This window comes from Sphingopyxis sp. GW821-FHT12C06 (genome assembly GCF_058807415.1).
The window spans coordinates 507,937-533,450 of the sequence record NZ_JBXAQR010000004.1 but is presented as its reverse complement, the minus strand read 5'-3'; the positions used below and the strand labels follow the sequence as shown (position 1 = coordinate 533,450).

28 protein-coding genes are annotated in these 25,514 nt (G+C 63.7%); 21 read left to right on the top strand and 7 right to left on the bottom strand.

The features are described 5' to 3' along the window. The first annotated feature begins 10 nt into the window (after nt 1-10). From AC1RRJ_RS14860 to AC1RRJ_RS14815, 10 genes are all read left to right on the top strand, one after another. Nucleotides 11-688 (top strand): DUF4166 domain-containing protein, encoded by a 678-nt coding sequence (locus tag AC1RRJ_RS14860; protein WP_493123996.1) that lies wholly within the window; start codon nt 11-13, stop codon nt 686-688. Then, entirely contained in the window at nt 666-1,106 is a 441-nt protein-coding gene (locus AC1RRJ_RS14855) for a thiol-disulfide oxidoreductase DCC family protein (protein WP_493123994.1), read from the top strand. The genes AC1RRJ_RS14860 and AC1RRJ_RS14855 overlap by 23 nt, the downstream gene beginning before the upstream one ends. Before the next feature lie 55 nt (nt 1,107-1,161). Continuing rightward, on the top strand, nt 1,162-2,826 hold the full coding sequence (locus tag AC1RRJ_RS14850) for a saccharopine dehydrogenase family protein (RefSeq protein WP_493123992.1): 1,665 nt from the start codon (nt 1,162-1,164) through the stop codon (nt 2,824-2,826). Nucleotides 2,827-2,972: 146 nt separating this feature from the next. After that, nucleotides 2,973-5,132 (top strand): prolyl oligopeptidase family serine peptidase, encoded by a 2,160-nt coding sequence (locus tag AC1RRJ_RS14845; RefSeq protein WP_493123990.1) that lies wholly within the window; start codon nt 2,973-2,975, stop codon nt 5,130-5,132. Then, nucleotides 5,132-5,635 (top strand): GAF domain-containing protein, encoded by a 504-nt coding sequence (locus tag AC1RRJ_RS14840; RefSeq protein ID WP_493123988.1) that lies wholly within the window; start codon nt 5,132-5,134, stop codon nt 5,633-5,635. Before AC1RRJ_RS14845 ends, AC1RRJ_RS14840 begins: the two co-directional genes overlap by 1 nt. A 115-nt stretch (nt 5,636-5,750) precedes the next feature. Then, entirely contained in the window at nt 5,751-6,605 is an 855-nt protein-coding gene (locus AC1RRJ_RS14835; protein WP_493123986.1) for a glycine zipper 2TM domain-containing protein, read from the top strand. A 176-nt stretch (nt 6,606-6,781) separates the two neighbouring features. Beyond that, nucleotides 6,782-7,336 (top strand): hypothetical protein, encoded by a 555-nt coding sequence (locus AC1RRJ_RS14830; RefSeq protein ID WP_493123984.1) that lies wholly within the window; start codon nt 6,782-6,784, stop codon nt 7,334-7,336. 195 nt (nt 7,337-7,531) lie between these two features. Beyond that, the gene (locus AC1RRJ_RS14825; RefSeq protein WP_493123982.1) at nt 7,532-8,059 is read left to right on the top strand and encodes a hypothetical protein; all 528 of its coding nucleotides are present in this window, start codon (nt 7,532-7,534) and stop codon (nt 8,057-8,059) included. A gap of 97 nt (nt 8,060-8,156) precedes the next feature. Beyond that, complete coding sequence (locus AC1RRJ_RS14820; RefSeq protein WP_493123980.1) at nt 8,157-9,479, top strand: M20/M25/M40 family metallo-hydrolase; 1,323 nt, start codon at nt 8,157-8,159, stop codon at nt 9,477-9,479. Between the two features lie 177 nt (nt 9,480-9,656). Continuing rightward, nucleotides 9,657-10,019 (top strand): PilZ domain-containing protein, encoded by a 363-nt coding sequence (locus AC1RRJ_RS14815; protein ID WP_493123978.1) that lies wholly within the window; start codon nt 9,657-9,659, stop codon nt 10,017-10,019. 528 nt (nt 10,020-10,547) lie between these two features. On the opposite strand, the gene AC1RRJ_RS14810 is transcribed toward AC1RRJ_RS14815, so the two are convergent. The 3 genes from AC1RRJ_RS14810 to AC1RRJ_RS14800 all read right to left on the bottom strand — a co-directional run bounded on the left by AC1RRJ_RS14810 (nt 10,548) and on the right by AC1RRJ_RS14800 (nt 13,098). Further along, nucleotides 10,548-11,123, bottom strand: a complete 576-nt coding sequence (locus AC1RRJ_RS14810; RefSeq protein WP_493123976.1) for a hypothetical protein — start codon at nt 11,121-11,123, stop codon at nt 10,548-10,550. Between the two features lie 145 nt (nt 11,124-11,268). Beyond that, complete coding sequence (ctrA, locus tag AC1RRJ_RS14805; protein WP_088472792.1) at nt 11,269-11,976, bottom strand: response regulator transcription factor CtrA; 708 nt, start codon at nt 11,974-11,976, stop codon at nt 11,269-11,271. A gap of 186 nt (nt 11,977-12,162) precedes the next feature. Further along, complete coding sequence (locus AC1RRJ_RS14800) at nt 12,163-13,098, bottom strand: LysR family transcriptional regulator (RefSeq protein ID WP_493123974.1); 936 nt, start codon at nt 13,096-13,098, stop codon at nt 12,163-12,165. Nucleotides 13,099-13,234: 136 nt separating this feature from the next. Between AC1RRJ_RS14800 and AC1RRJ_RS14795 the strand changes: the two genes are divergently transcribed. From AC1RRJ_RS14795 to AC1RRJ_RS14765, 7 genes are all read left to right on the top strand, one after another. Continuing rightward, a complete protein-coding gene (locus AC1RRJ_RS14795; RefSeq protein WP_493123972.1) occupies nt 13,235-13,930 on the top strand; it encodes a pirin family protein in 696 nt (231 codons plus the stop codon). 112 nt (nt 13,931-14,042) lie between these two features. Next, nucleotides 14,043-14,639 (top strand): FMN-dependent NADH-azoreductase, encoded by a 597-nt coding sequence (locus AC1RRJ_RS14790; protein ID WP_493123970.1) that lies wholly within the window; start codon nt 14,043-14,045, stop codon nt 14,637-14,639. Next, nucleotides 14,636-15,463, top strand: a complete 828-nt coding sequence (locus AC1RRJ_RS14785; RefSeq protein WP_493123968.1) for a DODA-type extradiol aromatic ring-opening family dioxygenase — start codon at nt 14,636-14,638, stop codon at nt 15,461-15,463. Before AC1RRJ_RS14790 ends, AC1RRJ_RS14785 begins: the two co-directional genes overlap by 4 nt. 6 nt (nt 15,464-15,469) lie before the next feature. Next, nucleotides 15,470-16,153, top strand: a complete 684-nt coding sequence (locus tag AC1RRJ_RS14780; protein ID WP_493123966.1) for an RluA family pseudouridine synthase — start codon at nt 15,470-15,472, stop codon at nt 16,151-16,153. Next, nucleotides 16,146-16,547: an alternative ribosome rescue aminoacyl-tRNA hydrolase ArfB gene (gene arfB / locus AC1RRJ_RS14775; protein WP_493123964.1), complete on the top strand. Its 402-nt coding sequence runs from the start codon at nt 16,146-16,148 to the stop codon at nt 16,545-16,547. The genes AC1RRJ_RS14780 and arfB overlap by 8 nt, the downstream gene beginning before the upstream one ends. A 7-nt stretch (nt 16,548-16,554) precedes the next feature. Then, nucleotides 16,555-17,145 carry an SOS response-associated peptidase family protein gene (locus AC1RRJ_RS14770; protein ID WP_493123962.1) on the top strand — a complete coding sequence of 197 codons (591 nt, stop codon included), beginning with the start codon at nt 16,555-16,557 and terminating at the stop codon, nt 17,143-17,145. A gap of 86 nt (nt 17,146-17,231) precedes the next feature. Beyond that, nucleotides 17,232-17,555 (top strand): PilZ domain-containing protein, encoded by a 324-nt coding sequence (locus tag AC1RRJ_RS14765; protein ID WP_493123960.1) that lies wholly within the window; start codon nt 17,232-17,234, stop codon nt 17,553-17,555. Between the two features lie 16 nt (nt 17,556-17,571). Here the strand turns inward: AC1RRJ_RS14765 and AC1RRJ_RS14760 are convergent, their stop codons facing one another. Next, nucleotides 17,572-17,997, bottom strand: coding sequence for an EVE domain-containing protein (locus tag AC1RRJ_RS14760; protein ID WP_493123958.1), 426 nt, complete (start codon nt 17,995-17,997; stop codon nt 17,572-17,574). Between the two features lie 126 nt (nt 17,998-18,123). Here AC1RRJ_RS14760 and AC1RRJ_RS14755 point away from each other — a divergent pair, with 126 nt between their 5' ends. Continuing rightward, entirely contained in the window at nt 18,124-19,053 is a 930-nt protein-coding gene (locus AC1RRJ_RS14755; RefSeq protein WP_493124153.1) for an isopenicillin N synthase family dioxygenase, read from the top strand. Between the two features lie 44 nt (nt 19,054-19,097). Then, entirely contained in the window at nt 19,098-19,520 is a 423-nt protein-coding gene (locus AC1RRJ_RS14750) for a GFA family protein (RefSeq protein ID WP_493123956.1), read from the top strand. A gap of 3 nt (nt 19,521-19,523) precedes the next feature. Here AC1RRJ_RS14750 and AC1RRJ_RS14745 read toward each other — a convergent pair whose 3' ends face one another. Both AC1RRJ_RS14745 and AC1RRJ_RS14740 read right to left on the bottom strand, forming a co-directional pair. Continuing rightward, nucleotides 19,524-19,925, bottom strand: coding sequence for a ribose-phosphate pyrophosphokinase (locus AC1RRJ_RS14745; RefSeq protein ID WP_493123954.1), 402 nt, complete (start codon nt 19,923-19,925; stop codon nt 19,524-19,526). A gap of 2 nt (nt 19,926-19,927) precedes the next feature. Beyond that, on the bottom strand, nt 19,928-20,554 hold the full coding sequence (locus AC1RRJ_RS14740) for a lysophospholipid acyltransferase family protein (protein ID WP_493123953.1): 627 nt from the start codon (nt 20,552-20,554) through the stop codon (nt 19,928-19,930). A gap of 125 nt (nt 20,555-20,679) precedes the next feature. Between AC1RRJ_RS14740 and AC1RRJ_RS14735 the strand changes: the two genes are divergently transcribed. Then, nucleotides 20,680-22,092 carry a M20/M25/M40 family metallo-hydrolase gene (locus AC1RRJ_RS14735; protein WP_493123951.1) on the top strand — a complete coding sequence of 471 codons (1,413 nt, stop codon included), beginning with the start codon at nt 20,680-20,682 and terminating at the stop codon, nt 22,090-22,092. A gap of 12 nt (nt 22,093-22,104) precedes the next feature. Here AC1RRJ_RS14735 and AC1RRJ_RS14730 read toward each other — a convergent pair whose 3' ends face one another. After that, nucleotides 22,105-22,920, bottom strand: coding sequence for a ferredoxin--NADP reductase (locus AC1RRJ_RS14730; RefSeq protein WP_493123949.1), 816 nt, complete (start codon nt 22,918-22,920; stop codon nt 22,105-22,107). Nucleotides 22,921-23,150: 230 nt separating this feature from the next. Here AC1RRJ_RS14730 and parC point away from each other — a divergent pair, with 230 nt between their 5' ends. After that, the gene (gene parC, locus AC1RRJ_RS14725) at nt 23,151-25,451 is read left to right on the top strand and encodes a DNA topoisomerase IV subunit A (protein WP_493123947.1); all 2,301 of its coding nucleotides are present in this window, start codon (nt 23,151-23,153) and stop codon (nt 25,449-25,451) included. Nucleotides 25,452-25,514 lie beyond the last annotated feature (63 nt).

Here is a 25,514-nt window from a genome sequence, read left to right as displayed (position 1 = left end):
GGGACGGGTGATGCAAGCTATGGCCGAACAGGAATACTGCATCGAAGCCCCCTCCCCCGGCCTTGTGCCAAGCGACGACCACGCCCTCTATGATTATCGCTTTCGCCGCCTCGTCGCGCGCGACGACTGGGACGCGCTGCCCGACGACATCCGCCGCCGCTTCGCCAAGCGGCTGAGCGGGCAGACGGTCGCACTGTACAGCGGCGAAATCGTCTGGACGCGGCTGTCCGCAGCAGGCTGGCTGCTCGCGCAACTCTGTCGCCTGATCGGCGCTCCGCTGCCGCTGAACCGCAGCGGCCCCGCCCCTGCCGCTGTCGCGGTCAGCGAAGATTGCCGGAGCGGCGGACAGATCTGGACGCGCATCTACGGCCGCGCCCGCGCGATGCCGCAGGTGATCCACAGCGCCAAGCAATTCGCTGGCCCGACGGGGCTGGAGGAACATATCGGCGGCGGCTTTGGCATGGCGCTGACGGTGCGGGCCGGAGCGGATGCGCTGACCTTCACCTCCGACCATTATTTCTGGCAGGTCGGACGCATCCGCCTGCGCATTCCCGCATGGATCGCCCCGGGCGTAACGGTCGTGACGCATCATCACCTTGAGCGCGGGCGCTTTGCCTTCAACCTCCGGGTAACGCACCGCTGGCTGGGCGAAGTGCTGAACCAGCATGGCCTGTTTCACGATGCCTGACGCCCAAATCGAAACCCGCGATCATGACGGCCCGATCATCCTGTTCGATGCCGAATGCGTGCTTTGCTCGGCCAACGCGATGTTCATTCTGCGACACGACCCAAACGACCGCTTCAGGCTGGCATCCATGCAAGGAAGGGGCGGGAAGGAGATTTGTCGCCGATACGGCGTGGATCCCAATGACCCGATCAGCATACTGGTCGTCGAAGGCCCCAAAGTCCGGCGCGATAGCGACGCCGTGCTTTTCATCTACGAAAGGCTCGGCTTTCCTTGGCAGCTGGTGACAATTTTCCGGCTTGTTCCGCCGATCCTTCGCGACCGGGTTTACCGTTGGGTCGCGCGCAACCGCTATCGGCTGTTCGGCAGGCGATCGACCTGCTGGGTCGCGCCGCCGGAATATAGCGGGCGCGTCCTTTGATCGCGGGCATGACCCGGCCCACGACACTTATCGAACAGCGAAGGCAATCGGCATAATGAGAATATTGATCCTTGGCGGCTACGGTGTCTTCGGCGGACGTCTGGCCGAACTGCTGTCCGACATTCCTGATATCGAACTCATCATCTGCGGCCGCGACCAGTCGCGCGCAGAGGCTTTTTGTGCCCGATATCAGGGGCAGCCCAATATGCTCCCCCACGCGCTCGATCGACGCGCAATTGCCGAGGGCTTGGACCGCTTCACCCCCGACCTCGTCGTCGATGCGTCGGGGCCGTTTCAGGATTATGGCGCAGACCGATATCAGGTTATTGAAGCCTGCATCGCGTCGGGCGTCGACTATGTCGATTTCGCCGACGCCGCCGACTTCGTCTTTGGCGTGAGCCAATATGACGCGGCGGCAAAGGCGGCGGGCGTGTTCGTCCTTTCGGGCGTCAGCAGCTTTCCGGCGCTGACCGCGGCCGTCCTGCGCGAGATGGCAAAGACCATGGATATCCACGCGGTCGAAGGCGGCATCGCCCCCTCACCCTTTGCCGGGATCGGTCTCAACGTCATGCGCGCGGTCGTTGGCTACGCCGGGGCGCCGGTAAAATTGCGACGCGGCGGCAGGGAGGCCTATGGCACCGGCCTCGCCGAAAGCATGCGGTTCACCGTCGCGGTGCCCGGCCGCCTTCCGCTCCGCAACATCCATTTCTCGCTGGTCGATGTGCCCGATTTACAGGTCATCCCGCCCGAGCATAGGGCGATGACGGATATCTGGATGGGCGCGGGGCCCGTCCCGGAGATATTGCACCGTATCCTGAATCTGTTGGCAAAGGCGCGCGCGACCCTCCACTTGCCGTCGTACCTGCCTTTCTCCCGTCTCTTCTACACCATCCTCAACTGGATGCGCTTTGGCGAACATCGCGGCGGGATGTTCATTCGGGCCCACGGCGTTGCTGAGGGTGTCGCGGTGGAGCGCAGCTGGCATCTTTTGGCCGAGGGCGACGACGGCCCCTACATCCCGTCGATGTCGATCGAAGCCATTATTCGCAAATTGCTGGCAGGGAACCGCCCGGACGCAGGCGCCCGATCGGCGGTCGAGGCGCTGACCCTCGCCGATTATGATGCACTGTTTCAACGCCGCTCCATCCACACGGGCTTTCGGGAGGAGCAGGCCAAAGCCCCGCTCTATCGCCGGATATTGGGGCCTGCGTTCGATCAGTTGCCAGCACGTATCCAGGAACTACATGACAGCACGGCGCCGCGACGATGGCGCGGCCATGCGGACGTCCGGCGCGGAAAGGGGCTGTTCGCCCGTTTCGCGGCCGCGATTTTCGGCTTTCCCAAGGCCGCCTCGCGGGTACCGGTTACGGTCGCCTTCGCACCCGAAAAGGACGCCGAGCGCTGGACCCGCGACTTCGGCGGCGGCATATTCGCATCGGTTCAATCCTGCGGCGCCGGAAAAAACCAGCATCTGCTCGTCGAACGCTTTGGGCCCATGTCCTTCGCAATGGCGCTGGTCGTCGAGGGCGACCGTCTATGCCTCGTGCCACGCCGATGGAGCTTCCTCGGCATCCCCATGCCGCGCTTCCTGTTGCCGACCGGGGCGAGTTTCGAGGCCGAGATCGACGGAAAATTCCAGTTCAATGTCGATATTATCGTCCCGCTGATCGGGCCGATCGTCTCTTATGCCGGCGTGCTCTTCCCCGTCGAATTGACCTGAGAACGCCTTCATCAGGCACCGGCAACCGGCATCGGCCGCGCTGCCGGGACGGAACGACTGCGGCAATTCCCCTTGCCCGCCCTATTCCGATGCTTACATGAGGATGCACGATTATTACTTCCCCAGACGATGAGGATCGCCTTGCCATGTCCCGCAGCCCCCTGTCCGCGCCGCTGGCGCTGGCGCTCCTGATGACGCCGCCAACAACGGCGCAGGCCGCCGACGCGGCCGCGGCATCGGCGCGCGCACCGGGGCTTACCTATCCCGACACCGCGCGCGACAACACGGTCGATCCGCAGTTCGGCGTCGATGTCGCCGATCCCTATCGCTGGCTGGAGGACGACGTCCGCGTCAATCCGAAGGTCGCAGCATGGGTCGCCGATCAGAACAAGATCACCAACGCCTATCTGGCGACGCTGCCCGGCCGCGACACCTTCGCGAAGCGCATGGCCGAACTTTACGACTATGAGCGCTTCGGACTGCCGACCAAGGCGGGGAACCGCTATTTCTACACCCGCAACGACGGGTTGCAGCCGCAGTCGGTGCTCTATGTCCGCGACGGGCTGAAGGGCGAAGGACGGGTGCTGATCGACCCCAATGGCTGGGCGAAGGACGGCGCGACCGCGCTCGCCGAATGGACCACGTCGGAGGATGGCGAGCATCTCCTCTATGCCGTGCAGGACGGCGGTACAGACTGGCGCATCGTCCGGGTGATGGACGTCGCGACGGGCAAGGACCTCGCCGACGAGATTCGTTGGGTCAAGTTCTCCAGCCTCGCCTGGACGAAGGACGGCAGCGGCTTTTATTATTCGCGCTTCCCCGAACCGGCGGAAGGCGCGGCGTTCCAGTCGCTCAACGAAAATCACGCGGTCTATTTCCACAAGCTCGGGACGCCGCAGAGCGCCGATGTGCTGATCCACGCGACGCCCGGCAAGCCCAAGCTCAACAGTAGCGCGGTGGTTACCGACGACGGCAAATATCTGCTCGTCGTCGGATCCGAGGGCACCGACGAACGCTATGGCCTGACGCTCTATCAGACCGGCAAGCCGGGCGCGAAGCCCGTGGTGCTGGTCGATGATTTCGCGAACAACTGGGAATATGTAACCAACGCCGGGACGCTGTTTACCTTCGTCACCAACAAGGATGCGCCGCGCCAGCGCATTGTGTCGATGGATGTCAAAAAGCCCGGCAAACTGACTGAACTGGTCGCCCAGAATGAAGCCACTTTGGTCGGGGCGTCACGCGTCGGTGACCGGATCATCCTCTCCTACCTTGGCGATGCCAAGTCGCAGGCGCGGATCATCGCGCTCGACGGCAAGCCGGTGGCGAACATCAACCTCGCCGACATCGGTTCGGCGGTCGGTTTTGGCGGCAAGGCCAGCGACCCCGAAACCTTCTATGCTTTTTCCAGCTACGCCCAGCCGACGACCATCTACCGCCTCGATACGGTGAGCGGGAAGACCGAGGTTTTCGCGGCGCCCAAGCTGACCTTCGACCCCAAGCAATTCACGGTCGAACAGCGCTTCTACAAATCGAAGGACGGCACCGAAGTGCCGATGTTCGTCGCGATGAAAAAGGGACTCGACCGTAGCAAGGGATCGCCGACAATCCTCTATGGCTATGGCGGCTTCAACGTCTCGATGGTCCCGGGCTTTTCGCCGACCAAGCTCGCCTGGCTCGACAAGGGCGGCGTGCTCGCGATCGCCAATCTGCGCGGCGGCGGCGAATATGGCAAGGCATGGCACGACGGCGGCCGCCTCGCCAACAAGCAGAATGTCTTCGACGATTTCATCGCCGCAGGCGAATATCTGATCGCCGAGGGCATCACCGGCAAGGGCCAGCTCGCGATCGAGGGCGGGTCAAACGGTGGCCTGCTTGTCGGCGCGGTGACCAACCAGCGCCCCGACCTGATCGCTGCGGCGCTACCCGCGGTCGGCGTGATGGACATGCTGCGCTTCGACCGCTTCACCGCCGGACGTTACTGGACCGACGATTATGGGTTTCCTGCAAAGGAGGCGGACTTCCGCAATCTGCTGACCTATTCGCCCTATCATAATATCAAGAGCGGGACGCCCTATCCGGCGGTGCTGGTGACGACCGCCGACACCGATGACCGCGTCGTGCCGGGGCACAGCTTCAAATATGCCGCGCAGCTCCAGCACGCCAATGTCGGCGACAAGCCGCACCTGATCCGTATCGAAACGCGCGCGGGCCACGGGTCGGGCAAGCCGACCGACAAGATCATCGCCGAGGCCGCGGACAAATATGCCTTTGCCGCGAAATGGACCGGGCTGGCGGTCGAATAATGTCCTACGCGCTGTCCTTTTCCGCGACCGATTCCGCAGCACGGTGGGCCGAGGCGGGCGATGCTGCCGCGGCGCTCGTCGCGGGCGAACCCGACGGCATCGCCAATATGGCGAATGTCGCGGCGCTCATCTGGCAGGCGATCCCCGACCTCAACTGGGCGGGCTTTTATCGCTTTGACGGGAGCGAGCTGGTGCTCGGGCCGTTTCAGGGCAAGGCGGCGTGCATCCGCATCGCGCTCGACAAGGGCGTCTGCGGCGCTGCGGCGCGACTGCGAGCCACCCAGCGTGTCGACGACGTCCACGCCTTTCCTGGCCACATCGCCTGCGATGCCGACAGCCGCAGCGAGTTGGTCGTCCCGATCATAGCCGACGACCGACTGATCGGAGTGCTCGATCTCGACAGCCCTACAGCGTCGCGCTTCACCACCGACGACCAGGCGGGGGCCGAACGGCTGATTGCACGCATCGCCGCCGCCCTTGCGTCTGCATCGCCTGCCCCATAATGAAACAGCGTCCCGAAGGTTAATAGATTCGCGATAGATCGGCAAATTTGCTAACAAACTGTTAATTATTCGGTTATCCCGCAACGGCGGCGACCGTCGAAGCAGGGAGTTTGGCATGCGTACCGTTTTGCTTTTGGGAGTGGCCGTGGGGTCACTGTTGCTGGCGGGACGTGCGGGAAGCGCCGAGCTTTCCACGACCACTGCGTCGACCCGCACCGCCGCCGCGAATATGGACACAAACCCGCACCCGACGCTGGATTATGGCGCGCCCGCATCGACCGATGTCCGGGTCTATACAGGCTATCCTGACCGCGTTCCGAGCGAAGCCGACTATCGCCGCGTCGAAGGTTATGAGGCCGAGGGTCGCTGGACCGGCACCTGGACCGGCACTTATGAAGCGCCCGACGGCCGCCGCTATGACGGCAGCTACGAAGGTACGGTCGAACGTCGTGCGGGCACCGGCTATGCGCCGCCGCCGGCCTCCGGGCCGGTTTACGACGGCGCGACTCGCAGCCGATATGCATACGACCCGCGCTATGACGCCGAGATGGAACAACGCTGTGGCCGGGGGGGCACAGCGGGCGGTGCGGTTGTTGGTGGTGTCGTGGGAGGCGTCGCCGGCAACCGCATCGCCGGACACGGCAACCGCACCGCGGGAACGCTCGTGGGCGGCGCACTGGGCGCGATCGCCGGCGGCGCGATTGGCAATGCATCGGACAAACAGCGGTGCGACGATTGGTGGGCGAGCCGCGGGGCCACTTACCAGAACGGCATTTATCAGGGCGGCTATAGCTACGGCTATTACTCGCCGGGGGTCGTCGTCACGACGACCTTCACGCAAGGCGCGCCGCTGGTGACCGAAAGAGTCGAGACCAGCACCCGGACCTATTATGAAAATGTGCCGGTTCGCAAACGCTATGCCGCCAGGAAGAAAGCGGCAACCAGAGCCAAACCACGCTGCGCCTGCTGAACTCACGGAGTTCAGCAGCCTTTTGGCCCCGCCGTCCCGCCTGACGGCGGGGCCTTTGCATTTCGACGGCTCGTCGCGCTTCGGCAACGGTTCAGCGACGCGAAAGCATCGCCAGCCTAGTCCTCATGAATTGCGGGCCGGACCGTCCTTTGCCCATTGCGTGGGGAGTATCCTCGATGCGTCGTTTCACCAGTCTTGCCGCCGCCGCTGCGGTCGTTGTTACATCGGTCGGGTTCAACGCCACGCCCGCTGAGGCGCGTAGCCGCCATGGCGGCTGGGGCAACGGTGGCTGGGGTCATCGCGACCGCGACCGGATCAGCGTCGGCGACGTGCTGGGCGGCCTCCTCGTCATCGGCACCATCGCCGCGATCGCCAGCGCCGCGAGCAAGGACAAACGCGACCGGCCCGACCGCGACGATCGCTATATCCCGCCCTATCGCGACAATGACGATCGGGAGTCCCGCCGCTACGAACCCCGGAATGACAATGATCCGGGTGCAGAGACCGGCGCCTATGGTCGCGGGGCTGCCGACGCCCGCGCCGCCGACGCATGTAGCTGGGCGGTCGAAGGCGAAATGGGCGAAGATGCCCATGTCGACAGCATCACCGGAACCGAGCCGAACAATGGCGGCTGGTACGTCACCGGCACCGCATCGAGGCTCGGCGGCGAAGTGCGCAGCTTTGGCTGCAGCTATCGCAATGGCCGCGTCGTCGACGTGAATTTCGGCTGACACCCCCACTCTCCAAACCTCGCGCAAAGGCCTTTCGCCAGCGATGGCGGAGGGCCTTTTCCTTTTATGAACCCCGGCATAACCAAGGCTGAACCCCAGATAAGCGGCGGGTTCAGCACCGCGTCACGCCATGACCGATAAAAACTCTCCAACAGGCCGCAATCGACGCCGCCTGCTTTTTTAGGAGACCGAACCATGGCACTGCTGACCAGATTATCTTTCACCAAGGCCGCAATTGGTGCGGCCACCATCGGCGCGATGTTGATGAGCGCCACTCCCGCGATGGCGCGCGACCGCGACCGCGACCATGACGGAATTAGCGCGGGCGAGATCATCGCCGGTGCGGTCGTGATCGGCGGCCTCGCCGCGATCCTGTCGAGCGGCGACAATGATCGGTACGATCGCTACAATGATCGCGGCCGCTACGACGACCGGCGTTACGGCAATGGCTATGACTATAACCGTTATGGCAACAGCCGCAGCGCGGTCAGCCAGTGCGTCCGCGCGGTCGAACGCGGCAGCAACCGCTATGGCCGCACCGATGTCACCGAGGTGACGAGCATCGACCGCAAGCGTGACGGCTATAGGGTCAAGGGCCGCGTTGTCGTCCGCGACGGCTACGGGGGCCGTTGGGGTCGTGGCGGCTATTATGACAAGGGCAAGTTCAGCTGCGATATCCGCTATGGCCGCGTCCAGGACGTCCGCTTCTCGGGCCTGCGCTAAGCCGCTGACACCCTGAAGCAAAACAACTTCAGCCCGCCCGTGTTCCGGCACGCGGCGGGCCGCTTGCATCGGCTTCGGGCGAACGCCATGATGCGGCATGATCAAGCACAGCCTGCTCGCCGCCCTCTTGCTCGCCGCCCCGGTTGCGGTGCAAGCCAAGGATGACCCCGCCCCCGCAGCCGACCCCGCGCGGCTGAAAGCCTCGGTCGAGAAACTCGTGTCCTTTGGCACCCGCCATACGCTGTCGTCGGCCACCGATCCCAAACGCGGGATCGGCGCCGCGCGCAACTGGGGCGCCGCCGAATTCGCGCGGATCGCGAAGGATTGCGGCGGCTGCCTGACCGTCAGCCGCATCAGCGACCGCTTCGAAGGCCCGCGCGCGCCCGCCGGCGTCATCGTCGAAAATGTCCTGGCGATCCAGAAAGGCACCGGTGATCCCGCGCATGTCATCATGATCGCCGGTCATATCGACAGCCGCGTCACCGATCCGATGGATTTCACCAGCGACGCTCCCGGCGCCAACGACGACGGATCGGGAACCGCGCTGGTGCTGGAGGCCGCGCGCCTGCTCTCGAAACAAAAACACCGCGCGACGATCGTCTACGCGCTGCTGTCAGGCGAAGAACAGGGATTGTGGGGCGGCAAGCTGCTCGCCAAACATGCCAAGGACCAGAATTGGCAAGTCGCCGCGATGCTCAACAATGACATCGTCGGCGGCACCCATGGCACCGACGGCACGATCGTGGGCAATCGCGTGCGGGTGTTCAGCGAAGGTATTCGCGCGTCGGAGGATCTGGCGGCGCAACTCGTCCGCCGCGGCATCGGCGGCGAAGATGACGGCCCGTCGCGCGCTCTGGCCAAAGCCGCGTTACGTGCCGCCGAACAGGCCCCGGCGATCGGGCTGGAGGTGCTGGCGGTCCGCCGCCCTGACCGCTTTCGCCGCGGCGGCGACCACCTGCCCTCGCTCGAGCTCGGCTATCCGGCGATTCGCTTCACCGTCGGGATCGAGGATTATGACCATCAACATCAGGATTTGCGTACCGAAAATGGCCGCAAATATGGCGACACGGTCGATGAGATGGATTTCCCCTATCTGGCGCGGGTGACCGCACTCAACGTCGCCCTGGTGCGGGAACTTGCCGATGCCCCGCCCGCCCCCGCCAGCGTCAGCATCGACGGCGCGGTCAGCTCGAACACGACGATAAGCTGGTCGGCGGTGAAGGATGCCGCTGCCTATCGCATCCACTGGCGCCGCGCCGACCGCCCCGATTGGACCGACAGCCGGGTTGTACAGGCCGGCGGCGCGACCGAACTCATACTACCCGGCGTGATCGTCGACGATCATTTCTTCGGCGTGTCAGCGATATCGACGGGCGGCGCGGAAAGCATCGTCACCTTTGGCGGGCTGCCCGCGAAATAATAACAAACACGATATATGAAAATTTACCTTCCCCGTTTATGACTGGGTGGGGACCATCATTACCGTCTGGCGTGGGGCGCAGACGGGCAGAGTCGGGTCGCGTCCATGTCGCACAATGAGGCGGATACAGCCTCTAAAATCGCATCAGAAAAGCGCCAGCCGCGTCAGTCGCGTCTGGTGAAGGCGGCGTTCGGCTGCGAGCGTTTCGGCCGCTTCGACATCACCATCCGCAACGTATCGGAAACAGGCATCGGCGGACAGGCGCCGCACGCGCTGCTGATCGGCGAGCGGATGACGGTTTATCTTCCCGGCCATGCCCCGATGATGGGCACGGTACGCTGGGTCGTCGACCGGCGCTTCGGTGTGGAGACGGACGTAAAGATCGAACCCGGCCGCCTGCGTACCGCCAGCGGCGAACAACTCGTCGCCGCCGACAGCAGTCTGGAATTCCAGCTCTTCACCCCGCCCAAGGCCACCACCTGGCGTCCTGGACTGACCATCGCAACCGGGGTACCCGGCCATTTCGGCCGCAAGCGTTAGAGCATTATCTCCATCCTAGCTGCCCCGGGCCCGGCACGGAGTCGCGCTTTTTCGATGTTCAGGCGATGGAGCGCGGAGGTGATATGGGCGCTTATCCGAAAAGGGGTGGTGAACCGCCATTGCCTTCTTTCCTGATCCCGGGTTGGATCGGGAGCCCGATCGGCGCATGGACCCGCGTAACGATCGTCCAAAGTTCAGAGAAGTTCAGCCCTGCGGCGCCCCGATCGGGACCTCGCGGCGTGCTGGACGCGCCCGGCACGCCCCGTCGCAGCCAAACCCGCAGGCCGGGCAGCGACCGCTTTATCCAACCAAATGAAAGAGCCGGATGAAGGCTGGCACAGCCGGATAATGTAGGAAAGGCCTATTTGAGGGCGATGCCCGCAATGGGGTGGGTTTTCGACCGTCAGCTTTTAGGTAACGGAGCAACAAACTTGGCTGAGACTTTACAGCTTGCCGCTTCATTACTGCGGAGCCATTCCTTTCGCTCTCTTTGTAGAACAGCCGTTCCTCTGTCATTCGCGCGCGTTATCACGCCCCCGCCCATGCGTTGCAAGCAGCACCTATCATCGTGTACCTACACCCACCCAGCGCCCCCACAATCGGGGCAGGCAAAGCGTCGATTGCTTCAATAGCGGGTTGATCAAATATCGTTTCAAGAACTGAAGACCTTTGGTGTCTCAGTGCTGCGGCGAGCAAAATTTCGTCTTCCTCGACACTCTGGGCCATGAGCGCTTGGCACGCGCTATAATTGTGGACCTTTTGGCCAAACTCGTTTTGTCCAGATTCTGAAAATGCGTTTCGTCGACGGGTATATTCATCGAGATCGTCCACAACTTGGATATAGTAGGACTCTGCGAACGCGCGCGTTTGGTTTCCGTCCGCCGCTTCGTTCAATCCCATTCCCTGAAAGGTGCCAACTGCGACCGGCACAAGAACACTGCCCAAAAGCAGAGAAGCTACGATGGCAACGCGCGTTCTCATTTCATCACCCCCTGCCGGTACTACAATCAGGCAATCTGTCGTAAGCGTCCGCTTCTGGAAAGCGGGATTAAGACTGCGAACGTCGGCAATCGGTCGTTTCCAGCCATTCGCTACCCCGGACATGATCCGGGGTCCATTTGCGCCGACATCGCCAGCTCTGGATCGAATCCGGCATGACGCGGAACGATGAAGCACCCGCCGCACAAACAGAAACCGGCGCGGATCGCTCCGCGCCGGCCATCCGACAGGATATCAGGAAAATGCGGCGTCAGGCGACGCGGCGCACCTCATTGCCTTCGTCATCGATGTCGCGCAGCACATAGCCGCGCCCCCAGACGGTCTCGATATAATTTTCGCCTTCGCACGCCAGCGCCAGTTTCTTGCGCAGCTTGCAGATGAAGACGTCGATGATCTTGAGTTCGGGTTCGTCCATCCCGCCATAAAGATGGTTCAGGAACATTTCCTTGGTCAGCGTCGTGCCCTTGCGCAGGCTCAGAAGCTCGAGCATCTGATATTCCTTGCCGGTCAGATGGACGCGCGTCGTGTCGACCTCGACCGTCTTGGTGTCGAGATTGACCGCAAGCTTTCCGGTCTTGATGACGCTCTGGCTATGCCCCTTCGAACGGCGGACGACCGCATGGATGCGGGCGATCAACTCGTCGCGGTGAAAGGGCTTGGTGACATAGTCGTCGGCGCCAAAACCGAACGAGCGCACCTTCGAATCCATTTCCGAAACGCCCGACAGAATCAGCACCGGCGTCTGCACCTTGGCGGTGCGAAGCTTTTTCAGCACGTCATAGCCGTGCATGTCGGGCAGGTTCAGGTCGAGCAGAATGATGTCGTAATCATAGAGCTTGCCCAGGTCCAACCCCTCTTCTCCAAGGTCGGTGGAGTAGACGTTGAAGCCTTCGGTCGTGAGCATCGTATCGATCGCTTTGGCGGTCGTCGGCTCGTCCTCGATCAGCAATACACGCATTGGGCGCCCCTTGATTGTTTCCCACGATGATCCCGCAATCCCTCCGCAAGATCATCATGTGATGCCGCCGACGGACCCGCTGTTCGGGACTGCCGGAACATTAACCACGAAACTAATGAAGGGAAAAGGTTAATTTTGATTTAACCGTGGGATTCCTGCGAGTCGCGACCAATCTGCAACAGTATTTCACAGCTGGTGGAGCGCCAGATATTGCTCGTGTGCGCCGGTACATGATCGTTTCAGCACGTCGACCAGATGGTCCGACAGCGCCCGCACACGCGCCGGGCGCAACCGCGATGGCGGCGATAGCAGATGCAGATGCGCCTGCGGCATCGACCAGTCGGTCAGGATCGGCACGACCGCCCCCGACGCCAGTTCCGCCGCGGCGATGAAGTCGGGCAGCACCGCAATTCCCCCGCCCGCGACGACCAGCGGCACCGCGATATCACCATTGTTCGCAAACAATGGCCCCGTTGGCAGCACCGTCGCCTCCTCACCCTTGCGATGGAAATGCAACGGCATCGCACGCTGGCGGTGACCGTATCCGATGAGCCGGTGGCCCGCGAGTTCGAGCGGATGCTTCGGCACCCCGTGCTTTTCGAGATAAGCGGGGCTCGCGATCACCGATGCCGAGACCGGCGCGATCGTCCGCGCGAGCAGACTGGAATCGGCGAGTGGCGCGATGCGCAGCGTCAGGTCGATCCCTTCGGCGACAGGATCGTTGCGCGCATCGCTCAGCAGCACCTCGATCTCAACCGCAGGATGCATCGCCAGAAACACTGCGAGTGGCGGGCCGAGCACCTTGATCCCGAAGCTCATTGGCGCCGCGAGGCGGATCGGTCCCGCCAGATCGACCCGGTCGCCGCGCGCCGCCTCGGTCGCCGCTGTCGCCGCCGCGACCATTGCGCGGGCTTCGCCCAGCAGGCCGGTACCCGCCGTCGATACCGTCACCACCCGCGAGCTTCTGTGAAGAAGCGTGATGCCCAGCGACGCCTCCAGCCGCGTCACCGCTTTCGACACGCTCGCCTTGGACAGGCCAAGCGCGGCGGCGGCCGCTGTAAAGCTGCCGCCATCGGCCACCGCGACGAAACAGGCCCAGCCTTCATAATCGGGAAGCGCCATCAGATTACCTCAAAAATTGAAACGATGATTTTCCATCTATGCTATTTCGGAAACAATCCCAATCGCTATCTTGGCATCAACAAGACGGCGCCGCCGGGCATCATGCCCATGAGCGGACCGATGGAAAGGAACGGCCATGATCGACATTCGCAAATTCGACACGCTGGGCCATGCCAATCATGGCTGGCTCGACGCCCGTCACCATTTCTCCTTCGCCAATTATTATGACGAAGGCCGCATGGGCTGGGGCGCGCTTCGCGTCTGGAACGACGACGCCATCGCAGCGCAGGCAGGTTTTCCCCCGCACCCGCACCGCGACATGGAAATCATCACCTATGTTCGCAGCGGTGCGATCACCCATCGCGACAGCATGGGCAACACCGGCCGTACCGCGGCGGGCGACGTCCAGGTGATGAGCGCCGGCAGCGGCGTGACCCACAGCGAGTTCAACCTCGAGGACGAAGAAACGACGCTGTTCCAGATCTGGATCATGCCCGACCGCGACGGCGGCAATCCCGGCTGGGGCGCACGCCAGTTTCCCCAAGCCGACCGGTCAGGCCAGTTCGTGACGCTGGCGAGCGGGATCGAGGGCGACGACGCTTTGCCGATCCGCGCCGACGCCCGCGTCGCCGCGGCAACTGTGAACGCCGGCGAGAGCGTCTCCTACGACCTCGAAGCCGGACGCCACGCTTACCTCGTTGCCGCCAAGGGCCGCATCCGCGTCAATGGCGCGGAAGCAGATCCCCGCGACGGCATCGCGCTCCGCGATGTCGGCACGATCAAGGTCGAAGCGCTCGACGACGCCGAACTGGTGCTGGTCGACAGCCTCTAACGAAGTCCCCCGGGCCGTCGCCTCCCCCCTCCCTGACGGCGGCCCATCCGGTGCCGCGAGTTCCCCGGCTCGCGGCACCCCCTTTCTCTGAAGTGCAAAAGGAGTATCTGATATGACCCATATTCTTCGCATCGATGCCAGCGCCCGCAACGAGGGCTCGACCACCCGCCCGCTTGCCGATCAACTGGTCAACCACCTTGTCGAGCAAGGCTATGGCGCGACCGTCACCCGCCGCGATCTTCATGCGACGCCGCCCGCGCTGCTCACCGAAAGCTGGATCGGCGCCAATTTCACGGACGAGGCCGCGCGTAGCGACGAACAAAAGACGACGCTTGCCGGATCGGACGAACTGATCGCCGAACTGGAGGCCGCCGACACGATCGTCATCACCGCGCCCATCTATAATTTCGCAATCCCCGCGTCGCTGAAGGCGTGGATCGACCTGATCGCCCGGGCGCGCCGGACCTTCCGCTACACCGAGGCCGGTCCCGAGGGGCTGCTCACGGGCAAGCGCGCTTTCATCGTTTTCGCTTCGGGCGGCGTGCCGCTGGGCAGCGAGGTCGATTTCGCGAGCGGCTATCTGAAGCATGTCCTCGCTTTTGTGGGCATCACCGATGTCACCATCGTCGCCGCCGACGGGCACATGATGGATGGCGAGGCGGTTACCCGCGCGACCTCGGCGATCGAAGAATTGAAGCAAGCCGCATGATATCCGCCGAGCGCCTTCCGAGCCTCTTCCTCTCCCACGGCTCGCCAATGATGGCGCTCGAGCCCAGCCCGGCGCGGGATTTTCTGGCCGGGCTGGGTGCTCTTCTGCCGCGCCCGCAAGCGATCCTTATGGTTTCGGCGCATCATGACGCGGCCTATGAAGGCGGGCGGGCGACGGTCACCGCCTCCCCCGCCCCGCCGACAATCCATGATTTCGGTGGTTTTCCCGACGAACTGTTCGCGATGCGCTATCCGGCGCCGGGCGATCCGGCTCTCGCCGAGCGCATTATCGGCCTGCTCGGCGCGCACGGCCTCCCGGTCACTGCCGACCCCGAGCGCGGCCTCGACCATGGCGCGTGGGTGCCGCTGTCGCTGACTTACCCCGACGCCGACATTCCGGTCGTCCAGCTTTCGATCGCCTCCAACGCATCGCCCGAATGGCATTTTGCGCTAGGTCAGGCGCTCGCGCCGCTCCGCGACGAGGGGGTGCTGGTGATCGGGTCGGGCAGCATCACCCATAATCTGCGCGCGCTCTTCTCGGCGCGCCTGCCGATCGACGCGCCTGCGCCGGCTTGGGTGACGGCGTTCACCGACTGGGTCGCCGAGCATATGACAGCGGGCGCGATCGACGACGTGCTCCACGCGGTCGATCGCGCGCCGCACGGGCACGACAATCATCCGACGATGGAGCATATCTTGCCGCTGTTCGTCGCCATGGGTGCGGGCGGTATGCCGCTCAATTCCCAGCGCCTCCACGCCAGCACAACCTACGGCCTGCTCGCGATGGACGTTTACGCTTTCGGTGCGGATATTGCGCGCCTATAGCGCGCCATGCTCCTTTCAGACCGTGTCCTGTTCCTCGATGGCGAGGCCCTCGTCATCGACAAGCCCGCTGGCCTGCCGGTTGATGCCCCGCGCGACGGCAGCATCAGCCTTGAGAACCATCTCGACCTCTTAAAATTTGGCTTCAAGCGGTGGCCCCTCGCGGTCCACCGGCTCGACCGCGACACCTCAGGTTGCCTGCTCCTCGCGCGCAACCCCAAGGCGCACGGCCGCTTTACCCGCGCGTTCGAAGCCCGCGAGGTCGAGAAGCAATATCTCGCGATCGTCGATGGCGTGGTCGAAGGCGAAGGCGGCACGATCGACCTGCCACTCGCCAAGGTTTCAACCGCCGAAGAGGGCTGGCGCATGGTCGCGGACCCCAAAGGCAAGCCTTCCGTGTCGCATTGGGAAAAGCTCGCCGTCGTCGATGGCCGCAGCCTGCTGCGCTTCCGCCCCGAAACCGGCCGCACCCATCAACTGCGAGTTCACGCGCTCGAAGGGCTCGGCTTTCCGCTTGTCGGCGACCCCGTTTACGGGCGCGGGGGCACCAAAACCCGCACCCTGCTCCACGCCGAACGGCTGGTCGTCAAACGTGACGCCAAGCCGTCGATAATTGCCGAGGCGCCCTTCCCCGACAGCTTTGCAGCTTTGGGCTTTGTCGCACCCGAAGGCGCCGCGCCGACCCGTGGCTGAGCTTCCCGAAAGCGCGATCAGCGAAAAATTTCTCGCCGGGACGGGACCCGGCGGCCAGAATGTCAACAAGGTCGCGACCGCGTGCCAGCTGCGCGTCAACGTCTATGCGCTGGGCCTCGACCCCGAGGCCTATCGGCGGCTGAAGACGCTGGCCGGCAGCCGGATGACGATCGAGGGCGAGTTGATCATCCTCGCGCGCCGCTATCGCACCCAGGAAGCGAACCGCGCCGACGCCCGCGAGCGATTGTCCGCCCTCATCGACGCCGCGCTCGTTCGCCCCGAACGGCGGATCAAGACCAAGCCGAGCAAGGCTGCGAAAGCCCGCCGCGTCGACAGCAAGAAAGCCCGCAGCAGCGTGAAGGCCGGACGCGGGCGGGTGCGCGGAACCGACTAGCGCGGCGATGACCAACCTCTACCGCCTCGACGCACCCGCGAGTGCGATCGCCGCGACATTCGGCGCCGAGGCCGGCGATGACCCGTGGACGGGCGATTATGTCGCCCCCGCACGCCCTGCCCCGATCATCGTCAGCGACGGGCGCGGCGGATCGCGCCGCTACCTGCGCCCGAAGCTGTGGGGCGTCCCGCCCCCACCGCAGGGCGACCGCCCCGTCACCACCGTCCGCAACCTTGAAAGCCCCTTCTGGATCGGCACGCTGCGCCACGCCGAACTGCGCTGCCTCGTCCCCGCGACCGCCTTTGCGCTTTGGTCGGGACCGGCGGGAGCGAAGAAGCAGCGCTGGTTTTCGGTGCCGTCGCAGCCGGTCTTCGCCTTTGCCGGAGTCCTGCGTCAGGGCGAGGATTGGCCGTGCTTCGCCATATTGACCACCGACGCCAACCGGCTGGTCGAACATCATCATCCAGGCGCGATGCCGATGATCCTGCACCCCGAGGATTATGCCCGCTGGCTGTCCGGCGAGTGGCGCGACGCGGTGCGGCTCGCCGCCGCCTATCCCAGCCAGCTGATGACGGTCGGCGACACCCCGCCGGTATAGCGAAATTCACCATATATCTTCACTTCGGGATAACCAACGACCCCCTAAAAGTCCGCGAAACCTGATAATCACTGGGAAGATGGACCGTGCCGGGGACTCGTGCCGCCAACGTCAAAACAGCGCCAGCATGCGGGCGCCGCGCCGAGCGAGCACCGGTGAGCGCGCGCGCGCGGTTTCGCGAGGCGGGGTTCAATCCTTTCGATGTCGAACTGTTCGACCTGTCCTTCACGGGCTTTCGTATGGTCACCTTTGCCCGACCGCAGATCGGCAAGCATATATGGGTGACCCTGCCCGGCCTCCAGTCGCTGGAGGCGATCGTCCGCCGCGCCGACGGCAATGCATATGGCTGTGAGTTCATCTATCCGCTCCACCCGTCGGTGGCGAAGCATCTGCAAGTCAAGCTACGCTGACGGCGGCAAGCCGGGATCAGCCCCCGGGCGTTTCCGATTTCTTGAGAATATGCGCCCACTCGTCAGGACGCACACGTCCGACCGACAGGCGCGACAGGCGGATGAGGTCCATGTCGGCGAGCGCCGGATCGGCCTTGATCGCCGCGAGCGATACCGGATATTTGAGCGGACGGACGGGCGCGACGCGCACCACGACCCAAGGCGACCCTTCATCGGCGGTCGGATCGGGGAAATGCTCCTCGGTGATCTTCATGATCCCGACGCATTCCTTGCCGATATTGCTGTGATAGAACAGCGCCTCATCGCCGACCTTCATCGCCATCATGTTGAGTTTGGCGCTGTGGTTGCGCACCCCGTCCCACATGCCAATGCCCTCGCGCACGAGTTGCTCCCACGGATAGGCGTCGGGTTCGGATTTCATCAGCCAGTAGTTTTTGCTCATTCGCCCCTCTTACCGTCTGCGCCCGGTTTGAAAAGAGCGCGGCCCCTTTCCCTGCATCGCCGACCGTCCTAAATGCGAAGCCATGGACTCGCGGGCCGTGCGCCCGCTGCAAAAATGGATGACATGATGACTGCCGCCGTTCCGATTATTTCGATGTCGCTTCCCGCCGACCGCTTCGCTCAGGACTTTGGCGCCTCGTTCGAACGCTTTGGTTTCGCGATGATCGCCGACCATGGCATCGACCCCGCGCTGATCGACGAAGCGTGGGACAAGGCCAAAGCCTTCTTCGCGCTGCCCGAGGAGGTGAAGCGCGCCTATCATATTCCCGGCGGCGGTGGTGCGCGCGGCTACACCCCGTTCGGTACCGAAATCGCCAAGGGGGCGAAGGAGGTCGACCTCAAGGAATTCTGGCACGTCGGCCGCGACCTGCCGGCCGGGCATCCCCTCGCCGCGCAGCAACCGAACAATGTCTGGCCCGCCGAGGTTGAGGGGTTCCGCACCGCCTATGACAAGCTTTTCGCCGAATTCGACCGCGTCGGCGGCCAGCTGCTCTCGGGCATCGCAACCTATCTCGGCCTCGCCCCCGATTTCTTCGACGACACGATCGCGGACGGCAACAGCGTGATGCGCCTGCTCCATTATCCGCCGGTCGAAGCCCCCGCCAAGGGCATCCGCGCCGAAGCGCATGAGGATATCAACACGATCACCCTGCTGCTTGGCGCCGAAGAGGCGGGGCTCGAGATCCTCGACAAGGACGGCAGCTGGCTTCCCGTCTCTCCGCCCGCCGGCGCGATGGCGGTCAATGTCGGCGACATGCTGCAACGGCTGACCAACAACAAGCTGCCCTCGACCACCCACCGCGTCCGCAATCCCGACGCGGGCCGCGCGAGCGTCGCGCGTTATTCGATGCCCTTTTTCCTGCATTTCCGTTCGGACTATCCGATCGAGACGCTCGAAAGCTGCATCGATGCGGCGCATCCGGACCTTTATCCGGCACCGATCACCGCCGACGAATATTTGCAGCAGCGGCTGCGCGAGATCGGACTCATAAAATAGTTCGAATTGCGCTATTCTGACCGTCTTCTGAGAGGGAGGCGGTCATGTCCTATCAAGGTGAATGCTTCTGCGGCGCGGTGAAGGTCGAGGCATCGGGTGAGCCCGAAGGCATGGGCTATTGCCATTGCCAGTCGTGCCGATCCTGGTCGGGTGGCCCGGTCAATGGCTTCACTCTCTGGAAGCCCGAAAATGTACGCGTTATCGAGGGCGAGGACAGTCTCGCCACCTTCAACAAGACGCCGGGCAGCAGCCGCAAATATTGCAACGCGTGCGGAGGCCATCTGATGACCGACCATCCGGGACTTGGCGTCGTCGACATTTTCTCGGCGACGCTTCCGACGCTGGCCTTCACGCCCGGACTGCACATCAACTATGCCGAAACGGTGCTGCCGATGAAGGACGGACTGCCCAAATTTCGCGATTTCCCCGGAGCCTTTGGCGGGTCCGACGAGCAGATCGCCGAATAGGCGCTAGCGCCCGTCCCAATAATCATATGCCAATTGCTGCTGCTCACGAATAAAGCGCGCCGCCGCAGCCCCCTCCCACGGGCCGTCATAGCCGAGCAGCAACGCGGTGCCGCCGACCCACCAGCCCTGCCCCGGCAGCCGGTCGCTTTCGCGCACCACCAGCACCGCAAGGTCGGGTTCGCCGTCCATCGCGCACAGCCGGTCGACCTCACCCAGCGTCTTGCACACCGCGCGCATCTTGGGCCGGGTAAAGCGGAAACCCAAATCGCCGAGCAGTTCGGAATAGCTGACGCTGCGCCCCTCGCGTGCCGCCTCGATCAATATCGCACGGATGCGCGGCGCGTCACCGAGGGCGCTGACATCCGCCGGGACCGGCGCATCGCCAAGGCCCTCGTCACGCGGCATCGCTAGGCTTCCTGCCCTTCGTCGCTGCCGACGATATCGTCGATCGAACGTGCCGTGCGTTCGGGATATTTGGCCGTACAGTTTTTATAGACGTCGAACACCTTCATCATGTCGGCGCGAAAATCGCCGGTCGGCCAGATCATATGACCCAGCCCACCGGTCTTTTTGCCATAATCCATGAAACCGACGACGATCGGCACCTTCGCAGCCATTGCGATCTGATAGAAGCCGGTGCGCCATTTCTGCGCCTTGCCGCGCGTCCCCTCGGGCGCAACGGTCAGCATGAACTCGCTGCGGCGTGCGAACTCGTCGACCATCTGCTGCACCATATTGCCGCCGCCCCGCTGATCAACCGGAACGCCGCCCATCTGCTTCATGAAGCGCGCGAGCGGCCATTTGAACAGCGACAGCTTGCCCATGAAATGCGCGCGAATGCCAAGGTCGGCAGTCAGGCCGAGGAAATTGACGAAATCCCAATTGCTGGTGTGCGGCGCGGCGATGATGATGAAGCGCCGCGGTTCGGGCACGACCCCCACAGCTTTCCAGCCGCGCATGCGGTACATCAAAAGCAGGAGCCCGCGCACCGCCCGCGCAACCGGCCCCGGCGGATCGTCGTCGACACGCGTCACAAAATCTCCCCTTCCAGACCCGCCGCTTGCGCGAAAGCGCGGCGGTTCGCAAGGGGCCGCGATCGCCGCTTGCGGGCTCTTGCGCTTTCTGCTCCCTTCGCACCCGAAATGGGGAGAGTTTCTTGATGAACGGATTGTCCGCGCTGCTGACGTCGGCGCTGCTGCTGGCCACACCCGCGATTGCTGCCGAAGCGCAGCCGCGCCCCGACCAGCTGGCCTTTCGCGACCTTTACCGCGAACTCGTCGAAACCAACACGACGCTGTCGTCGGGAAGCTGCACACTCGCGGCCGAGCGCATGGCGGCGCGGCTGAAAGCGGCGGGCCTGCCCGACAGCCAGCTCACGCTTTTCGCCACCCCCGAAAATCCCAAAGAAGGCGGGCTCGTCGCCGTCTATCCGGGCACATCGAAGACTGCCAAGCCGATCCTACTCGTAGCGCATATCGACGTCGTCGAGGCGAAACGCGAGGATTGGGAGCGCGACCCGTTCAAGATGGTTGAGGAAAATGGCTATTTCTATGGCCGCGGCACCGCCGACGACAAGGCGCAGGCTGCGGTGTGGGTCGATACGCTGATTCGTTTCCGCAAGGAGGGCTACAGACCCAAGCGCACGGTCAAGATCGCGCTGACCTGCGGTGAGGAAACCAACGGCGCGTTCAACGGGGTCGAATGGCTCGCCGCGAACAAGCGCGATTTGATCGACGCCGAATTTGCGTTGAACGAAGGCGGTGGCGGCGACAGCGACGGCAAGGGCCATGTCATCGGCCAGTCGGTGCAGGTCGGCGAAAAGACCTTCGCCAATTTCCGCCTCGAAACACGCAACCCGGGCGGCCACAGCTCGGCGCCGGTTCCCGCCAATGCGATCTATCAGCTGTCACGCGCGCTCACCAAGATCGACGAATATGATTTTCCGGTCGAAATGACCGACACGACGCGGCGCTTCTTTGCCGAAGCCGGCGCGGCGCGCGGCGACGCGACGGGACAGGCAATGGTTGCGCTCGCGAAAAACCCGGCCGACAAGGCCGCCGAGGCAATCGTCAACAAGGACCCGTTCCTGCACAGCAATTTGCGCACAACTTGCGTTGCGACCTTGCTCGACGGCGGCCACGCCGCCAACGCGCTACCGCAGCGCGCCGGCGCCAATATCAACTGCCGCATCTTTCCCGGTCACAGTATCGAATCGATCAAGGACGAGTTGGGCCGCGTGATCGGCGACGCCGGGGTCACCATCACCCAGTTGCCACCGAAGCGCCCCGCTCCGCCCGCGCCGCCGCTCGATCCCGGGATCATCGGCCCGATGCAGAAGCTGGTCGACATATATTGGCCCGGCCTGAAGGTCATCCCGTCGATGGCCAACGGCTATACCGACGCAACCTTCCTCGGCGCGGTGGGCATCCCGACCTATGGAATCCCCGGCATGTGGGGCGATTCGGACGGCAACGGCGCGCACGGCCTGAACGAACGCATGGAAGTGCGCTCGGTCTATGTCGGGCGCGACTATATGTTCGACCTGGTGAGGGCCTATGCCGACAAGCCTTGACGGGACCTGGCCTTAACCGACGAAAGCGCGCTCGATCACAAAGTCGCCCGGCGCGGCGTTCGATCCTTCCTTGAAGCCGAGCGCCTCGAAGCGCGCCTCGAGGTCGCGGATCATCGCCATGCTGCCGCACATCATGATGCGGTCGATTGCGGGGTCGAACTGCGTCGGGCCGGTGAGCGGATGCCCGAAGAGTGCGCCGCTGTCGATCAGCGCATCGATGCGGCCCGAAGTACGGAACGGCTGACGCGTCACGGTCGGCAGATAATGGAATTGCAGCAACGCCTGATCCTGGACCAGCGGGTCGCCAGCGAGTTGGCTTTCCAGTTCATCGCGGAAAGCGAGGTCGCTGACCTGCCGCACGCAATGAACGAGCTGAATCTGGCTGAAACGCTCATAGATGTCCGGATCGCGAGCGAGGCTGAGGAAGGGAGCAAGGCCCGTGCCGGTGGACAGCAGAAACAACCGCTTGCCCGGCAACAGCGCGTCGGCGACCAATGTCCCCGTCGGCTTGCGGCCGAGATAAACCGGATCGCCGGGCTGGATTTTCTGGAGCCGCGAGGTCAGTGGGCCGTCGGGCACTTTGATGGACAAAAATTCGAGCTCGTCGGAATAGGCGGGACTGGCGATCGAATAGGCGCGCAGCAGCGGGCGTCCCTCGCCCGGCAGGCCGATCATGACAAATTCGCCCGAGCGGAAACGGAACGACGGTGGCCGGGTGATCGTGAAACTGAACAAATGTTCGTTCCAATGGCGCACCGAGCGCACTTCCTCGACGGTCAACGACGCGGAGGGAGCCAATTTGGCTGCGGCAGCGATACGGTCGCTCATCTATTTCAGCTTTCCTGATGTTACATGGTGTCGGCGGACAGATCGAATCGCACCGAAATGTCGCAAGGACAGGGCGGCCCATATCGAATCGCAGCGCCTTTATCTCTTATTGCAAATCATTTGCAATAAACTTATTCTTGGGCATCGCCTAGTTTCAGCGCGGACGCGCAAGTGCCAATCGCAACAGCCCCTTTGCCTTGGGGCTCCAGCCTTGCTATCGCGCGGCGACCATGGCGAGCACGACCGACGATCCCGACAACAATGACCCCGTCCCCGGCATGATCGACACGCCGTTCGGCAGCGCGCTGTCCGAGCGCTATCTCGTCTATGCACTGTCGACGATAACCGCCCGCTCGCTGCCCGATTTGCGCGACGGTTTGAAGCCCGTCCACCGCCGCCTTTTATGGGCGATGCGCGCGATGCGACTCGATCCGAGCCAAGGCTACAAAAAATCGGCGCGCGTCGTCGGCGACGTCATCGGCAAATTCCACCCCCACGGCGACACCGCAGTCTATGACGCGATGGTCCGCCTCGCGCAGGATTTCTCGCTGCGCTACCCGCTCGTCGATGGTCAGGGCAATTTCGGCAATATCGACGGCGATAATGCCGCTGCCTATCGTTACACCGAGGCGCGGCTGACCCGCGTCGCGGTCGACCTGATGCAGGGGCTCGACGAGGGCACGGTCGATTTCCGCCCGACGTACAATGGCGAGGATGAAGAGCCCGAAATCATGCCGGGCCTGTTCCCGAACCTGCTCGCCAATGGTGCGAGCGGGATCGCAGTCGGCATGGCGACGAACATTCCGCCGCACAACGCCGCCGAGGTGATCGGCGCCGCACTGCTGCTGATCGAAAAGCCCGACGCCGAGCTTCCCGAACTGCTCGAGCATGTCAAAGGCCCCGACTTTCCGACCGGCGGGATCGTCGTCGACAGCCCCGAGACGATCGCCCACGCCTATCAAACCGGCCGCGGCGGCTTTCGCGTCCGCGCGCGTTTTTCGACCGGCAAGCAGGACGGCGACTGGGAAGACAGCGGGATCGAAAAACAGGCGGGCGGCACCTGGCAGCTCGTCATCAGCGAAATTCCTTATGGCGTCGCCAAGGGCAAGCTGATCGAACAGATCGCCCAGCTGATTGCTGACAAGAAACTGCCGATACTCGAGGACGTTCGCGACGAGAGCGCCGAGGATCTGCGCATCGTGATCGTGCCCAAGAGCCGCAACGTCGATCCCGACATACTGAAGGAAAGCCTGTATCGGCTGACCGACCTCGAAAGCCGCTTTGCGCTCAACCTCAACGTCCTCGACGCGACGCGCACACCCAAGGTGATGGGGCTGCACCAGTTGCTCACCGAATGGTTGCAGCACCAGATCATTGTTCTTGTCCGCCGCGCCGAGCATCGCATCGCGAAGATCGATGACCGGCTGGAACTGGTCGCTGGTTACATCATCGCCTTTTTGAACCTCGACCGGATCATCGAGATCATCCGCACCGAGGATGAGCCCAAGCCGGTGATGATCGCCGAATTCATCCTGACCGACCGTCAGGCCGAAGCGATTCTGAATATGCGCCTGCGCAGTTTGCGCAAGCTTGAGGAAATGGAGCTCAAGCGCGAGCAGGCCGAGCTGGCCGCCGAGCGCGAGGAGTTGGCGAAGCTGGTCGAGAGCCCGGCGCGACAACGCACGCGGCTGCGCAAGGACCTGGAAAAACTGCGCACCGTCTATGGTCTCGAGACGCTGCTGGGCGCACGGCGAACGACGATTTCCGAAGCCGCACCGGCGCGCGACATTCCGCTCGACGCGATGATCGAGAAGGAACCGGTGACGGTGATCCTGTCGAAACGCGGCTGGATTCGCGCGCAGCGCGGCCATGTCACCCCCGACCAGTGGGCCGAATTCAAGTTCAAGGAAGGCGACGAGCTGCTGTTCGCGGCGCACGCCCAGACCACCGACAAATTGTTGATCGCCGCGAACGACGGGCGCTTTTTCACCATCGGCGCCGACAAGCTGCCCGGCGGGCGGGGCTTTGGCGAGCCGCTACGCCTGATGGTCGATATCGACCCCGAAGCGCGAATCATCGCGATGGTCCCCGCCAGCGCCGATGGCCGCCTGTTGCTCGCATCGACCAGCGGGCACGGCTTCATCGTTCAGATGGGCGAAGTGATCGCCGAGACGCGCAAGGGCCGCAATGTCGTCAACCTGAAACCCAAGGCGCAATTGGCCGTCGTGCGGCCCATCGCGGCGAGCGACGACAGTGTCGCGGTGGTGGGCGAGAATCGCAAACTCGTCGTCTTCCCGATCGCCGAAGTGCCGGTAATGGCGCGCGGCCAGGGCGTGATGCTGCAGCGCTACCGCGACGGCGGCCTGTCCGACGCGACAAGCTTTGCCTTTGCCGAAGGATTGAGCTGGGCGATGGGCGGCGACACCGGCCGGACGCGGACCGAAACCGACCTGATGCCATGGCGCGTCGCGCGCGGCGCAGCGGGCCGAATGCCCCCCACCGGCTTCCCCCGCAACAACCGCTTCGGCTGACCCTGTTTTCATGTAGCCGTAAATAGCTTGTTTACTTGAGCGGCATAGGCTCTTGCCAATGGG

What these genes read in the sequence shown, in the direction of transcription:
- AC1RRJ_RS14860 (WP_493123996.1), top strand. Translation starts at nt 11, where the DNA reads ATGCAAGCTATGGCCGAACAGGAATACTGCATCGAAGCCCCCTCCCCC.
- AC1RRJ_RS14855 (WP_493123994.1), top strand. Translation starts at nt 666, where the DNA reads ATGGCCTGTTTCACGATGCCTGACGCCCAAATCGAAACCCGCGATCAT.
- AC1RRJ_RS14850 (WP_493123992.1), top strand. Translation starts at nt 1,162, where the DNA reads ATGAGAATATTGATCCTTGGCGGCTACGGTGTCTTCGGCGGACGTCTG.
- AC1RRJ_RS14845 (WP_493123990.1), top strand. Translation starts at nt 2,973, where the DNA reads ATGTCCCGCAGCCCCCTGTCCGCGCCGCTGGCGCTGGCGCTCCTGATG.
- AC1RRJ_RS14840 (WP_493123988.1), top strand. Translation starts at nt 5,132, where the DNA reads ATGTCCTACGCGCTGTCCTTTTCCGCGACCGATTCCGCAGCACGGTGG.
- AC1RRJ_RS14835 (WP_493123986.1), top strand. Translation starts at nt 5,751, where the DNA reads ATGCGTACCGTTTTGCTTTTGGGAGTGGCCGTGGGGTCACTGTTGCTG.
- AC1RRJ_RS14830 (WP_493123984.1), top strand. Translation starts at nt 6,782, where the DNA reads ATGCGTCGTTTCACCAGTCTTGCCGCCGCCGCTGCGGTCGTTGTTACA.
- AC1RRJ_RS14825 (WP_493123982.1), top strand. Translation starts at nt 7,532, where the DNA reads ATGGCACTGCTGACCAGATTATCTTTCACCAAGGCCGCAATTGGTGCG.
- AC1RRJ_RS14820 (WP_493123980.1), top strand. Translation starts at nt 8,157, where the DNA reads ATGATCAAGCACAGCCTGCTCGCCGCCCTCTTGCTCGCCGCCCCGGTT.
- AC1RRJ_RS14810 (WP_493123976.1), bottom strand. Translation starts at nt 11,123, where the DNA reads ATGTCCGGGGTAGCGAATGGCTGGAAACGACCGATTGCCGACGTTCGC.
- ctrA (WP_088472792.1), bottom strand. Translation starts at nt 11,976, where the DNA reads ATGCGTGTATTGCTGATCGAGGACGAGCCGACGACCGCCAAAGCGATC.
- AC1RRJ_RS14800 (WP_493123974.1), bottom strand. Translation starts at nt 13,098, where the DNA reads ATGGCGCTTCCCGATTATGAAGGCTGGGCCTGTTTCGTCGCGGTGGCC.
- AC1RRJ_RS14795 (WP_493123972.1), top strand. Translation starts at nt 13,235, where the DNA reads ATGATCGACATTCGCAAATTCGACACGCTGGGCCATGCCAATCATGGC.
- AC1RRJ_RS14790 (WP_493123970.1), top strand. Translation starts at nt 14,043, where the DNA reads ATGACCCATATTCTTCGCATCGATGCCAGCGCCCGCAACGAGGGCTCG.
- AC1RRJ_RS14785 (WP_493123968.1), top strand. Translation starts at nt 14,636, where the DNA reads ATGATATCCGCCGAGCGCCTTCCGAGCCTCTTCCTCTCCCACGGCTCG.
- AC1RRJ_RS14780 (WP_493123966.1), top strand. Translation starts at nt 15,470, where the DNA reads ATGCTCCTTTCAGACCGTGTCCTGTTCCTCGATGGCGAGGCCCTCGTC.
- AC1RRJ_RS14770 (WP_493123962.1), top strand. Translation starts at nt 16,555, where the DNA reads ATGACCAACCTCTACCGCCTCGACGCACCCGCGAGTGCGATCGCCGCG.
- AC1RRJ_RS14760 (WP_493123958.1), bottom strand. Translation starts at nt 17,997, where the DNA reads ATGAGCAAAAACTACTGGCTGATGAAATCCGAACCCGACGCCTATCCG.
- AC1RRJ_RS14755 (WP_493124153.1), top strand. Translation starts at nt 18,124, where the DNA reads ATGACTGCCGCCGTTCCGATTATTTCGATGTCGCTTCCCGCCGACCGC.
- AC1RRJ_RS14750 (WP_493123956.1), top strand. Translation starts at nt 19,098, where the DNA reads ATGTCCTATCAAGGTGAATGCTTCTGCGGCGCGGTGAAGGTCGAGGCA.
- AC1RRJ_RS14745 (WP_493123954.1), bottom strand. Translation starts at nt 19,925, where the DNA reads ATGCCGCGTGACGAGGGCCTTGGCGATGCGCCGGTCCCGGCGGATGTC.
- AC1RRJ_RS14735 (WP_493123951.1), top strand. Translation starts at nt 20,680, where the DNA reads ATGAACGGATTGTCCGCGCTGCTGACGTCGGCGCTGCTGCTGGCCACA.
- AC1RRJ_RS14730 (WP_493123949.1), bottom strand. Translation starts at nt 22,920, where the DNA reads ATGAGCGACCGTATCGCTGCCGCAGCCAAATTGGCTCCCTCCGCGTCG.
- parC (WP_493123947.1), top strand. Translation starts at nt 23,151, where the DNA reads ATGGCGAGCACGACCGACGATCCCGACAACAATGACCCCGTCCCCGGC.